Source organism: Pseudomonas frederiksbergensis, from assembly GCF_035751725.1.
Lineage (GTDB): Bacteria > Pseudomonadota > Gammaproteobacteria > Pseudomonadales > Pseudomonadaceae > Aquipseudomonas > Aquipseudomonas frederiksbergensis_A.
On the sequence record NZ_CP142104.1, the window covers coordinates 1,708,184 to 1,721,446 of the forward strand.

The 13,263-nt window shown below is 59.6% G+C and carries 10 protein-coding genes; all 10 read left to right on the plus strand.

The window, feature by feature from the left end:
* Positions 1 to 43 precede the first annotated feature (43 nt).
* Complete coding sequence (sdhC, locus tag VQ575_RS07575) at positions 44 to 418, plus strand: succinate dehydrogenase, cytochrome b556 subunit (protein ID WP_024780620.1); 375 nt, start codon at positions 44 to 46, stop codon at positions 416 to 418.
* Positions 412 to 780, plus strand: a complete 369-nt coding sequence (gene sdhD, locus VQ575_RS07580; protein ID WP_003179222.1) for a succinate dehydrogenase, hydrophobic membrane anchor protein — start codon at positions 412 to 414, stop codon at positions 778 to 780. The genes sdhC and sdhD overlap by 7 nt, the downstream gene beginning before the upstream one ends.
* 3 nt (positions 781 to 783) lie before the next feature.
* Entirely contained in the window at positions 784 to 2,556 is a 1,773-nt protein-coding gene (sdhA, locus tag VQ575_RS07585; protein WP_039594132.1) for a succinate dehydrogenase flavoprotein subunit, read from the plus strand.
* Positions 2,557 to 2,567: 11 nt separating this feature from the next.
* Positions 2,568 to 3,272, plus strand: coding sequence for a succinate dehydrogenase iron-sulfur subunit (locus tag VQ575_RS07590; RefSeq protein ID WP_039594133.1), 705 nt, complete (start codon positions 2,568 to 2,570; stop codon positions 3,270 to 3,272).
* 262 nt (positions 3,273 to 3,534) lie between these two features.
* Entirely contained in the window at positions 3,535 to 6,366 is a 2,832-nt protein-coding gene (locus tag VQ575_RS07595; RefSeq protein ID WP_039594134.1) for a 2-oxoglutarate dehydrogenase E1 component, read from the plus strand.
* Between the two features lie 44 nt (positions 6,367 to 6,410).
* Positions 6,411 to 7,631 (plus strand): 2-oxoglutarate dehydrogenase complex dihydrolipoyllysine-residue succinyltransferase, encoded by a 1,221-nt coding sequence (odhB, locus tag VQ575_RS07600; protein WP_325919398.1) that lies wholly within the window; start codon positions 6,411 to 6,413, stop codon positions 7,629 to 7,631.
* A gap of 111 nt (positions 7,632 to 7,742) precedes the next feature.
* A complete protein-coding gene (gene lpdA / locus VQ575_RS07605) occupies positions 7,743 to 9,179 on the plus strand; it encodes a dihydrolipoyl dehydrogenase (RefSeq protein WP_039594136.1) in 1,437 nt (478 codons plus the stop codon).
* Between the two features lie 196 nt (positions 9,180 to 9,375).
* Positions 9,376 to 10,542 (plus strand): ADP-forming succinate--CoA ligase subunit beta, encoded by a 1,167-nt coding sequence (gene sucC / locus VQ575_RS07610; RefSeq protein ID WP_003179235.1) that lies wholly within the window; start codon positions 9,376 to 9,378, stop codon positions 10,540 to 10,542.
* Positions 10,542 to 11,426 (plus strand): succinate--CoA ligase subunit alpha, encoded by an 885-nt coding sequence (gene sucD, locus VQ575_RS07615; protein ID WP_039594137.1) that lies wholly within the window; start codon positions 10,542 to 10,544, stop codon positions 11,424 to 11,426. The genes sucC and sucD overlap by 1 nt, the downstream gene beginning before the upstream one ends.
* 343 nt (positions 11,427 to 11,769) lie before the next feature.
* Positions 11,770 to 13,083, plus strand: a complete 1,314-nt coding sequence (gene brnQ / locus VQ575_RS07620) for a branched-chain amino acid transport system II carrier protein (protein WP_045156622.1) — start codon at positions 11,770 to 11,772, stop codon at positions 13,081 to 13,083.
* Positions 13,084 to 13,263: the final 180 nt, after the last annotated feature.

Consider the following 13,263-nt stretch of genomic DNA (forward strand, 5'->3'; position numbering starts at 1 on the left):
TTTGCCCTGATTGTTAGGGGCTCTTCAGTGTGAAAAAAAAGCCGTGAAAAGCCAACGACCTGTAAACCTAGACCTAAGGACCATCAAACTCCCAGTCACTGCTTACACGTCCATTCTTCACCGTATTTCCGGTGTCATCCTCTTCGTCAGCCTGGCCATCATGCTTTATGCATTGGACAAGTCGCTCGATTCGGAAGAAGGCTTCGGTCAGGTGAAAGCGTGTCTGACCAGTCCGCTAGCCAAGCTAGTGATTTGGGGCATCCTGTCCGCCTTGCTGTATCACCTGGTTGCCGGTGTGCGCCACTTGATCATGGACATGGGCATCGGTGAGACGCTGGAAGGCGGCAAGCTGGGCTCGAAAATCGTTATCGCCGTTTCCGTGGTGGTAATCGTTCTGGCAGGAGTCTGGATATGGTAACCAACGTCACGAACCTTTCGCGTTCTGGCCTTTATGACTGGATGGCGCAGCGTGTGTCTGCGGTCGTTCTCGCGGCTTATTTCATCTTCCTGATCGGATATGTCGTAGCCAACCCCGGCCTGGGCTATGCCCAATGGCATGAACTGTTTGCAAACAACTGGATGCGTATCTTCAGTCTGCTGGCACTCGTCGCACTGGGCGCCCACGCCTGGGTCGGCATGTGGACCATCGCGACCGACTACCTGACGCAAATGGCGTTCGGCAAGTCGGCGACTGCCGTACGTTTCCTCTTCCAGGCAGTATGCGGCGTTGCGATGTTCGCTTACTTCGTCTGGGGTGTGCAGATTCTCTGGGGTATCTGATTCATGGCTAACATTCCAACGATTTCTTTCGACGCCATCATCATTGGTGGTGGCGGTGCCGGCATGCGCGCAGCGCTGCAACTGGCACAGGGCGGTCACAAGACTGCCGTGATCACCAAGGTTTTCCCGACACGTTCGCACACCGTTTCCGCCCAGGGTGGCATCACCTGCGCCATCGCTTCGGCCGACCCGAACGATGACTGGCGCTGGCACATGTACGACACCGTCAAGGGTTCCGACTACATCGGTGACCAGGACGCTATCGAATACATGTGTCAGGAAGGCCCGGCTGCGGTGTTCGAGCTGGACCACATGGGCCTGCCGTTCTCGCGTACCGAAACCGGCCGCATCTACCAGCGTCCGTTCGGTGGCCAGTCCAAGGACTACGGCAAGGGCGGCCAGGCTGCGCGTACTTGCGCGGCGTCCGACCGTACCGGTCACGCTCTGCTGCACACCCTTTATCAGGGCAACCTGAAAGCCGGTACCACGTTCCTGAACGAGTACTATGCCGTTGACCTGGTGAAAAACCAGGACGGCGCTTTTGTCGGCGTGATCGCGATTTGCATCGAAACCGGCGAAACCACCTACATCCGCTCGAAAGCCACCGTGCTGGCGACTGGCGGTGCAGGCCGTATCTACGCGTCCACCACCAACGCCCTGATCAACACCGGTGACGGCGTTGGCATGGCCCTGCGTGCGGGCGTGCCGGTACAAGACATCGAAATGTGGCAGTTCCACCCGACCGGCATCGCCGGCGCCGGTGTACTCGTCACCGAAGGTTGCCGCGGTGAAGGCGGTTACCTGATCAACAAGCACGGCGAGCGTTTCATGGAGCGTTATGCGCCGAACGCCAAGGACCTTGCCGGTCGTGACGTCGTGGCTCGTTCGATGGTTAAAGAGATCATCGCCGGTAACGGCTGTGGCCCGAATGGCGACCACGTGATGCTCAAGCTCGACCACCTCGGCGAGGAAGTGCTGCACAGCCGCCTGCCAGGTATCTGCGAACTGTCCAAGACCTTCGCTCATGTCGACCCAGTCGTTGCGCCGGTCCCAGTGGTTCCAACCTGCCACTATATGATGGGCGGCGTTGCCACCAACATCCACGGCCAGGCAATCACCCAGAACGCCGAAGGCGTGGACGAAATCATCCCTGGCCTGTTCGCAGTGGGTGAAGTGGCGTGCGTATCGGTTCACGGTGCCAACCGCTTGGGCGGCAACTCGCTCCTCGATCTGGTGGTCTTCGGTCGCGCTGCCGGCCTGCACCTGGAAAAAGCGCTGACCGACGGTATCGAATACCGCGACGCCAGCGACACCGACATCGATGTGGCGTTGAAGCGTCTGGCTGGTCTGAACGAGCGTACCGAAGGCGAAGACGTCGCCACCCTGCGTCGCGAGCTGCAAAGCTGCATGCAGAACTATTTCGGTGTGTTCCGTACCGGCGAATACATGCAGAAGGGTATTGCCCAGCTCGCACAATTGCGTGAACGAATCGCCAACGTGAAGATCAACGATAAGTCGCAGGCGTTCAACACTGCACGTATCGAAGCGCTGGAACTGCAGAACCTGCTGGAAGTGGCCGAAGCCACCGCCATCGCCGCAGAAGTGCGTAAAGAGTCCCGTGGCGCTCACGCCCGCGAAGACTTCGAAGACCGTGACGACGAAAACTGGCTGTGCCACACCTTGTACTTCCCGGGTGAAAAACGCGTCGCCAAGCGTGCCGTGAACTTCTCGCCGAAGACTGTTCCGACTTTCGAACCAAAAGTCCGGACTTATTAAGGGTGACCGCTATGTTGCAAGTCAGTGTTTATCGCTACAACCCTGATCAGGACGCTGCGCCGTTCATGCAGGACTTCCAGGTCGATACCGGTGGTAAGGACCTGATGGTGCTGGACGTGCTGGCGTTGATCAAAGAGCAGGACGAAGGTTTCTCCTATCGTCGCTCGTGCCGCGAGGGCGTTTGTGGCTCCGACGGCATGAACATCAACGGCAAGAACGGCCTGGCCTGCATCACGCCGCTGTCGGCCGTGGTCAAGGGCAACAAGCTGATCGTTCGCCCGCTGCCAGGTTTGCCGGTCATCCGTGACCTGGTTGTCGATATGAGCATCTTCTACAAGCAATACGAGAAGGTGAAGCCATTCCTGCAGAACGACACGCCGGCTCCGGCCATCGAGCGTCTGCAGTCCCCTGAAGAGCGTGAAAAGCTCGACGGTCTGTACGAGTGCATCCTGTGCGCTTGCTGCTCGACCTCGTGCCCATCCTTCTGGTGGAACCCGGACAAGTTCCTGGGCCCGGCCGCCCTGCTGCAAGCTTACCGCTTCCTGGCAGACAGCCGTGATACCAAGACGTCCGAGCGTCTGGCCGCACTGGATGATCCGTTCAGCGTATTCCGCTGCCGCGGGATCATGAACTGCGTCAACGTCTGCCCGAAAGGCCTGAACCCGACTAAGGCCATCGGTCACGTACGTAACATGCTGCTGCAAAACGGCGTGTGATTCAGCTGCTGTACCCGTAGAACCGCTGTACCCGCAGAGGCGAGGGCGTGGGCTTCAACCCACGTCCTGGCTATAACCAGAACAGTCGCTCACAAAGCGGCGGTTCTTATTTTGAAGAAATGAGACAAGCAGGGGCATCCGGGCTGGTACCCGGACTATCAGCGTGATCCTAAGTGGCTTGTTTTAGTCGCTGCACTCGGACTTCTGCAAGTTTGCTCGGTGTTTTCGCCGGTGGTGTTCCCCTAATCGAGGGTGACCAAGCATGCAAGAAAGCGTGATGCAGCGCATGTGGAACAGTGCCCACCTCTCCGGTGGTAACGCTGCCTATGTGGAAGAGCTCTACGAGCTCTACCTGCACGACCCTAACGCTGTGCCAGAAGAATGGCGCACCTACTTTCAGAAGTTGCCGGCTGACGGTAACTCTGCCACCGATGTTTCGCACTCGACGATTCGCGATCATTTCGTGCTGCTGGCAAAGAACCAGCGCCGCGCTCAACCGGTGTCTGCCGGCAGCGTGAGCTCCGAGCATGAGAAGAAGCAGGTTGAAGTGCTGCGACTGATCCAGGCCTACCGGATGCGTGGCCACCAGGCAGCCCAGCTTGACCCGCTGGGGCTGTGGCAGCGTCCTGCACCTGCAGACCTGTCGATCACTCACTACGGCTTGACCAATGCCGATCTTGATACGACCTTCCGTGCCGGCGACCTGTTCATCGGCAAAGAGGAAGCGAGCCTACGCGAAATTCACGAAGCGTTGCAGCAGACATATTGCCGCACCATCGGCGCTGAATTTACGCACATCACCGATTCCGAGCAGCGCCAGTGGTTCCAGCAGCGTCTGGAAAGCGTTCGTGGCCGTCCGACGTACTCCGCCGACATCAAGAGCCACTTGCTTGAGCGCGTCACCGCCGGTGAAGGCCTGGAAAAATACCTGGGTACCAAATACCCGGGCACCAAGCGTTTCGGCCTGGAAGGCGGCGAAAGCCTGATTCCGATGCTCGACGAGCTGATCCAGCGTTCCGGTTCCTACGGCACCAAGGAAGTCGTCATCGGCATGGCCCACCGTGGCCGCCTGAACGTACTGGTCAACACCTTCGGCAAGAACCCGCGCGAGCTGTTCGACGAGTTCGAAGGCAAGAAGAAGGTCGAGCTGGGCTCCGGTGACGTGAAATACCACCAGGGCTTCTCGTCCAACGTGATGACTACCGGTGGCGAAGTCCACCTGGCCATGGCCTTTAACCCGTCCCACCTGGAAATCGTTTCCCCGGTGGTCGAGGGTTCGGTCCGTGCCCGCCAGGATCGTCGCAACGACCCGACCGGTGAGAAGGTATTGCCGATCTCCATCCACGGTGACGCGGCATTCGCTGGTCAAGGCGTGGTCATGGAAACGTTCCAGATGTCGCAGACCCGCGGTTTCAAGACCGGCGGCACCGTGCACATCGTGATCAACAACCAGGTCGGTTTCACCATCAGCAACCCGCTGGACTCGCGTTCCACCGAGTACGCAACCGACGTCGCGAAAATGATCCAGGCGCCGATTCTCCATGTGAATGGCGATGACCCGGAAGCCGTGCTGTTCGTGACCCAGTTGGCCATCGACTACCGCATGCAGTACAAGCGCGACGTGGTGATCGACCTGGTCTGCTACCGTCGTCGCGGCCACAACGAGGCCGACGAGCCAAGCGGTACCCAACCGCTGATGTACCAGCAGATCGCCAAGCAGCGCACCACCCGTGAGCTGTACGCCGATCGCCTGACCCAGAGCGGTGTTCTGGATGCTGCCCGCGTCCAGGAAAAAGTCGATGAATATCGCAACGCCCTGGACAATGGCCTGCACGTTGTGAAGAGCCTGGTCAAGGAACCGAACAAGGAACTGTTCGTGGACTGGCGTCCGTACCTGGGCCACGCCTGGACCGCTCGTCACGACACGCGTTTCGATCTCAAGACCTTGCAGGAACTGTCCGCCAAGCTGCTGGAAATCCCGGAAGGCTTCGTGGTCCAGCGCCAGGTCGCGAAGATCTACGAAGACCGTCAGAAGATGCAAGCCGGCGGCCTGCCGATCAACTGGGGTTACGCCGAAACCATGGCGTACGCGACCCTGGCGTTCGAAGGTCACCCGATCCGCATCACCGGCCAGGACGTAGGCCGTGGCACTTTCTCGCACCGCCACGCGGCGCTGCACAACCAGAAAGACGCCAGCACCTACATCCCGCTGCAACACCTGTACAAAGGCCAGCCACGTTTCGACCTGTACGATTCGCTGCTGTCCGAGGAAGCCGTCCTGGCGTTCGAATATGGCTACTCCACCACCGAGCCGAATGCGCTGGTGATCTGGGAAGCCCAGTTCGGCGACTTCGCCAACGGTGCCCAGGTGGTGGTCGACCAGTTCATCACCAGCGGCGAGCACAAGTGGGGTCGTCTCTGCGGCCTGACCATGTTGCTGCCACACGGTTATGAAGGGCAGGGACCGGAGCACTCGTCGGCACGTCTGGAACGCTACCTGCAGCTGTGCGCCGAGCACAACGTCCAGGTTTGCGTACCGACGACTCCGGCGCAGATCTATCACCTGCTGCGTCGCCAGGTCATCCGTCCGCTGCGCAAGCCGCTGATCGTGCTGACACCGAAGTCGCTGCTGCGTCACAAGCTGGCAATCTCCACGCTTGAGGACCTGGCCGAAGGCTCATTCCAGACCGTCATTTCGGAAATCGATACCCTGGACGCGGCGAAGGTGACTCGCCTGATCCTATGCAGCGGCAAGGTCTACTACGACCTGCTGGAAAAACGTCGTGCCGAAGGCCGCGAAGACATCGCCATCGTGCGTATCGAGCAGCTTTATCCGTTCCCGGAAGAGGACCTGATGGAGGCCATCGCGCCTTACACCAACCTCACCCACGTGGTGTGGTGTCAGGAAGAACCGATGAACCAAGGCGCGTGGTACAGCAGCCAGCATCACCTGCGTCGCAGCATTGGCAACCATAACAAGGCCCTGGGCCTTGAATATGCCGGTCGTGACGCTTCGGCTGCACCTGCTTGTGGTTATGCATCGATGCACGCCGAGCAGCAGGAAAAACTGCTGCAAGATGCCTTCACTGTTTAACGCCTTCGCGCTGACTGAAACCGAATTTTAAGGACCCACAGATAATGGCTATCGAAATCAAAGCCCCGTCATTCCCGGAATCGGTTGCCGATGGCACCGTTGCCACCTGGCACAAGAAACCAGGCGAGGCCGTCAAGCGTGACGACCTGATCGTCGACATTGAGACCGACAAGGTCGTGCTGGAAGTGTTGGCCGAAGCTGACGGCGTGCTGGGCGCAATCGTTGCCGAAGAGGGCGCTACCGTTCTGTCGAACCAGGTCCTGGGCTCGATCGAAGAGGGCGGCGCTGCCGCCGCCGCTCCAGCAGCCGCTGCACCGGCTGCTGCCCAGGCCGCTGCGCCTGCTGCTTCGGGCGAAGACGATCCAGTCGCTGCACCGGCTGCTCGCAAGCTGGCTGAAGAGAACGGCATCAACATCGCTTCCGTTGCCGGGACCGGCAAGGGCGGTCGTGTGACCAAGGAAGACGTGGTGGCAGCCGTTGCCGCCAAGAAAGCCGCTCCAGCCGCTGCACCGGCCAAGCCAGCCGCGCCTGCCGCTTCCGCGCCAGTATTCGCTGCCGGTGACCGCGTTGAAAAACGCGTTCCGATGACCCGCCTGCGTGCCAAGGTTGCCGAGCGTCTGGTTGAAGCCCAGTCGAACATGGCGATGCTGACTACTTTCAACGAAGTCGACATGACCGAAGTCATGGCCCTGCGTTCGAAGTACAAGGACCTGTTCGAGAAGTCCCACAACGGCGTACGCCTGGGCTTCATGTCGTTCTTCGTCAAGGCTGCCACCGAAGCACTGAAGCGCTTCCCGGCCGTCAACGCGTCGATCGACGGTTCCGACATCGTCTACCACGGCTACGCCGACATCGGTGTCGCGGTCTCCAGCGACCGTGGCCTGGTGGTTCCGGTCCTGCGCAACGCCGAACTGATGAGCCTGGCCGAAATCGAAGGCGGCATCGCCACCTTCGGCAAGAAGGCCCGTGACGGCAAGCTGTCCATCGAAGAGATGACCGGCGGTACGTTCACCATCACCAACGGTGGTACATTCGGTTCGATGATGTCGACCCCGATCGTCAACCCGCCACAAGCGGCTATCCTGGGCATGCACAACATTCTGCAGCGTCCGATGGCGATCAACGGTCAGGTCGTGATTCGTCCGATGATGTACCTGGCTCTGTCCTACGATCACCGCCTGATCGACGGCAAAGAAGCCGTGACGTTCCTGGTCACCATCAAGAACCTGCTTGAAGATCCGGCTCGTCTGCTGCTGGATATCTGATTTTCGCCGCGAGGGCCGGTCTGTCGACCGGCCTCTTGCTGAAACAACCGGTTTCGTCCCTCGACGGTCACCACAAGTGATCGTCCGGTTTGATTCGAAAAGGAATGACTCATGACTCAGAAATTCGACGTGGTAGTGATTGGTGCGGGCCCTGGCGGCTACGTAGCGGCCATCAAGGCTGCGCAACTGGGCCTCTCCACTGCCTGCATCGAGAAATACACCGACAAGGAAGGCAAACTGGCCTTGGGCGGTACTTGCCTGAACGTCGGTTGCATTCCATCCAAGGCGTTGCTGGACAGCTCCTGGAAATACAAGGAAGCAAAAGAAAGCTTCAACGTTCACGGTATCTCTACCGGTGAAGTGAAGATGGACGTCGCCGCGATGGTTGGCCGCAAGGCCGGTATCGTCAAGAACCTGACCAGCGGTGTTGCCACCCTGTTCAAGGCCAACGGCGTGACCTCCATCGAAGGCCACGGCAAGCTGCTGCTGGGCAAGAAAGTCGAAGTGACCAAGCCTGACGGCTCGGTTGAAGTGATCGAAGCCGAAAACGTCATCCTGGCGCCAGGCTCGCGTCCGATCGACATTCCACCGGCGCCAGTTGACCAGAAGGTGATCGTCGATTCCACCGGCGCGCTGGAATTCCAGACCGTGCCAAAACGCCTCGGCGTGATCGGCGCCGGCGTGATCGGCCTCGAACTGGGTTCTGTATGGTCGCGCCTCGGTGCTGAAGTGACCGTGCTCGAAGCCCTCGATACCTTCCTGATGGCTGCCGATACCGCGGTCTCCAAGGAAGCGCTGAAAACCCTGACCAAGCAAGGCCTGGATATCAAGCTGGGTGCTCGCGTCACCGGCTCCAAGGTCAACGGCGAAGAAGTCGTGGTGAACTACACCGACAGCAACGGCGAACAGACCATCACCTTCGACAAGCTGATCGTAGCCGTTGGTCGTCGTCCAGTGACCACCGACCTGCTGTCCGCCGATTGCGGCGTTGAAATCGACGAGCGCGGTTTCATCGCGGTCGATGACCATTGTGCTACCGCCGTACCGGGCGTCTTCGCCATCGGTGACGTGGTTCGCGGCATGATGCTGGCCCACAAGGCTTCGGAAGAAGGCATCATGGTCGTCGAGCGCATCAAGGGCCACAAGGCCCAGATGAACTACGACCTGATCCCATCGGTTATCTACACCCACCCGGAAATCGCATGGGTCGGTAAAACCGAGCAGGCCTTGAAAGCCGAAGGCGTTGAAGTTAACGTCGGCACCTTCCCGTTCGCAGCCTCCGGCCGTGCCATGGCAGCCAACGATACCGGTGGTTTCGTGAAAGTCATCGCCGATGCCAAGACGGATCGCGTATTGGGCGTTCACGTTATCGGCCCAAGCGCTGCCGAGCTGGTACAGCAAGGCGCGATCGGTATGGAATTCGGCACCAGCGCTGAAGACCTGGGCATGATGGTCTTCTCCCATCCGACCCTGTCCGAAGCCTTGCACGAAGCGGCCCTGGCCGTGAATGGCGGCGCCATCCACGTGGCCAACCGCAAAAAGCGTTAAGAGATAATAAGAAACCACGGCGGTTCGGCCCGTCGTGAGCCTTGCGCGCAAGACTCACCGCGGAATGTCCGCTGGACGCAGTCTTGCGTAGCTGCACCGGTTGACCGGAACGCTACGCAAGCAGCAGTCACAGGTGGTGCGGCACCACAACGGTGCAGCACCGAATGCGCAGTACCTAACGAAGACGGTAATAAGCATGAATCTTCACGAGTATCAGGGTAAGCAGCTGTTCGCTGAGTACGGCCTGCCAGTATCCACCGGCTACGCTGTAGACACCCCGGAAGCGGCAGCAGAAGCTTGCGACAAAATCGGCGGCAGCGAATGGGTTGTCAAAGCCCAGGTTCACGCCGGTGGTCGCGGTAAAGCGGGCGGCGTCAAGCTGGTTCGCAGCAAAGAAGACGCCAAAGCCTTCGCACAGCAGTGGCTGGGCAAGCGTCTGGTGACTTACCAGACCGACGCCAACGGTCAGCCAGTCACCAAGATCCTGGTTGAATCGTGCACTGATATCGCTAAAGAGCTGTACCTGGGCGCTGTCGTTGACCGTTCGAGCCGTCGTATCGTGTTCATGGCGTCCACCGAAGGTGGCGTGGACATCGAGAAAATCGCTCACGACACCCCTGAGAAAATCCTCAAGGCCACCATCGATCCACTGGTTGGCGCACAGCCATTCCAGGGTCGCGAGCTGGCATTCCAGCTGGGTCTGGAAGGCAAGCAGGTCACTCAGTTCGCCAAGATCTTCGTAGGCCTGGCCAAGCTGTTCCAGGACCACGACCTGGCGCTGCTGGAAGTGAACCCGCTGGTGATCAAGGCCGACGGCGATCTGCATTGCCTCGATGCCAAGATCAACATCGACGCCAACGCCATGTACCGTCAGCCTAAGCTGAAGACTTTCCACGATCCGTCGCAAGACGATCCGCGCGAAGCGCACGCTGCCAAGTTCGAACTGAACTATGTAGCCCTGGAAGGCAACATCGGCTGCATGGTCAACGGTGCCGGCCTGGCCATGGGTACCATGGACATCGTCAACCTGCACGGTGGCAAGCCAGCCAACTTCCTCGACGTGGGCGGTGGTGCTACCAAGGAACGTGTTACCGAAGCGTTCAAGATCATCCTGTCCGACACCAACGTCGCTGCAGTACTGGTCAACATCTTCGGCGGCATCGTTCGCTGCGACATGATTGCCGAAGGCATCATCGGCGCCGTGAAAGAAGTCGGCGTGAAAATCCCGGTTGTTGTTCGCCTCGAAGGCAACAACGCTGAGCTGGGCGCTAAAGTACTGGCAGAAAGCGGTTTGAACATCATCGCTGCTACCAGCCTGACCGACGCTGCTCAACAAGTCGTTAAAGCTGCGGAGGGCAAATAATGAGCGTCCTGATCAACAAAGACACCAAGGTTATCTGCCAGGGCATTACCGGTTCGCAAGGTAGTTTCCACACCCAGCAAGCCATCGAGTACGGCACCCAGATGGTTGGCGGCGTAACGCCGGGCAAGGGCGGCACCGAACACCTGGGCCTGCCTGTCTTCAACACCGTCAAAGACGCTGTAGCTGCCACTGGCGCCACCGCCAGCGTGATCTACGTTCCGGCTCCTTTCTGCAAGGACTCCATCCTTGAAGCAGCGTTCGGCGGCATCAAGCTGATCGTCTGCATCACCGAAGGCATCCCGACCATCGACATGCTGGAAGCCAAGGTCAAGTGCGACGAGCTGGGTATCACCCTGATCGGCCCTAACTGCCCAGGCGTGATCACTCCAGGCGAATGCAAGATCGGCATCATGCCAGGTCACATTCACTTGCCAGGCAAGGTCGGTATCGTTTCCCGTTCCGGCACCCTGACCTACGAAGCCGTCAAGCAGACCACTGACGCCGGTTTCGGCCAGTCAACTTGCGTCGGCATCGGCGGTGACCCGATCCCGGGCTCCAACTTCATCGACATCCTGAAGCTGTTCCAGGAAGACCCGAAGACCGAAGCGATCGTCATGATCGGTGAGATCGGCGGTTCCGCTGAAGAAGAAGCCGCTGCCTACATCAAGGCAAACGTGACCAAGCCGGTTGTTTCCTACATCGCAGGTGTGACTGCTCCTCCGGGCAAGCGCATGGGCCATGCTGGCGCAATCATCTCTGGCGGCAAAGGCACTGCAGACGAGAAGTTCGCTGCACTGCAGGACGCAGGCGTGAAAACCGTGCGTTCGCTGGCAGACATCGGCAAGGCCCTGGCCGAGCTGACTGGCTGGGAAATGAAGAAGTAAGCTTCTGCTGACTTTTTTGTTCCAGCAACAAAGGCCACCTTCGGGTGGCCTTTGTCGTTTCTGGCCTTTAGGCATGCTGACCTGCCTTGGTGGCCTGCACAAACTACAGCGACCCGGAAAAATAGATATGTAAACGCGACACGGAAACGTCGTGTATCGGATAGTTCGCCCTGTAACAGTGCGTTTTGCGTCCAAATTCGTTAGTCTGGCGGCCAATTTTGCGACCGCAGCCCACAAGGTAGCGACGCGCTAAACGGGTCGATCCCATACGGATCGGCAGCATTTCCCTCACCCCTCAGGGAAATCCCTCTCTAAATTCCGATTCAGTAGTGTGGTTTCCTTAATGAAAGTGTTGAAAGGCCAGGACATCCTGGCGCTTGGTTTCATGACATTTGCCCTGTTCGTCGGGGCCGGCAATATCATCTTCCCGCCTATCGTCGGTTTGCAGTCCGGACCTCATGTCTGGATGGCGGCGCTGGGCTTCCTGGTCACCGCGGTCGGCTTGCCAGTGATTACCGTCGTTGCGCTGGCCAAGGTCGGCGGGGCGATGGATGCGTTAAGCAGCCCCATCGGCAAAATCGCCGGCGGGTTGCTGGCGGCGGTGTGCTATCTGGCTGTCGGTCCGCTGTTCGCCACGCCGCGTACCGCCACCGTGTCGTTCGAAGTCGGCCTGGCGCCGCTGACCGGCGAAAGCCCGCTGGCGCTGTTTCTCTACAGCGCGGTGTATTTCCTGCTGGTGTTCTTCATTTCGCTCTATCCGGGCCGCCTGTTGGATACCGTGGGACGCTTTCTCGCACCGTTGAAGATCATCGCCTTGGCCGTATTGGGCATCGCTGCGTTTGCCCTGCCAGCCGGTGATATCGGCGTGGCGACACCCGAGTACGTGGCGGCGCCGTTCTCCCAGGGCTTTATCAATGGTTACCTGACCATGGATACCCTTGGCGCCTTGGTGTTCGGCATCGTCATCGTCAACGCCATCCGCTCCCGTGGCGTCGAGTCGCCGGCCTTGATCACCCGTTACGCCATCATCGCCGGGCTGATTGCCGGGGTGGGCCTGGCGCTGGTCTACATCAGCCTGTTCCGCCTGGGGTCCGGGAGCCACGAAGTGGCGGCGGGCGCGACCAATGGCGCCGCCGTGTTGCACGCTTATGTACAGCACACCTTCGGCAGCCTGGGCAGCGGTTTCCTAGCGGTGTTGATTTCCCTGGCGTGCCTGGTGACTGCGGTCGGCCTGACCTGCGCTTGCGCCGAATACTTCAGCCGCGTCCTGCCGTTGTCCTACAAGACCTTGGTGGTGATCCTGGCGGCGTTCTCGCTGCTGGTGTCCAACCTGGGCCTGACCAAGTTGATCGCTTTCTCGATTCCGGTCCTCACCGCGATCTACCCGCCGTGCATTGCCCTGGTGGCCCTGAGCTTCTGCAAGGATTTCTGGCATGAGCAAGGGCGCATCGTCGGCCCGGTCATGCTGGTGTCGTTCCTGTTCGGCTTGATCGATGCCCTCAAGGGCGCCGGGTTGGCGGATTGGATGCCGACGGAACTGGCCCACCTGCCGCTCAGTGAACAGGGCCTGGCCTGGCTGGTGCCTTCGGTCATGACCCTGGTGGTCGCGGTGGTGTGTGATCGGTTGCTGGGCAAGCGGAGCGAAGCGTTGGCGTAAGCGACAACAGGCAACTCCACCGGCAAGAACCGAAATGCCCCGTATCAGTCGATACGGGGCATTTTTCTTGAGTGCATGTCCGTGGATTGTGGAAGCGAGCCTGCTCGCGAAAGCGTTGGAACTGCCGACAATGAAGTGACGGTTATACCGAAATCGTCGGATCGCCGCCGCAGCAGGCTT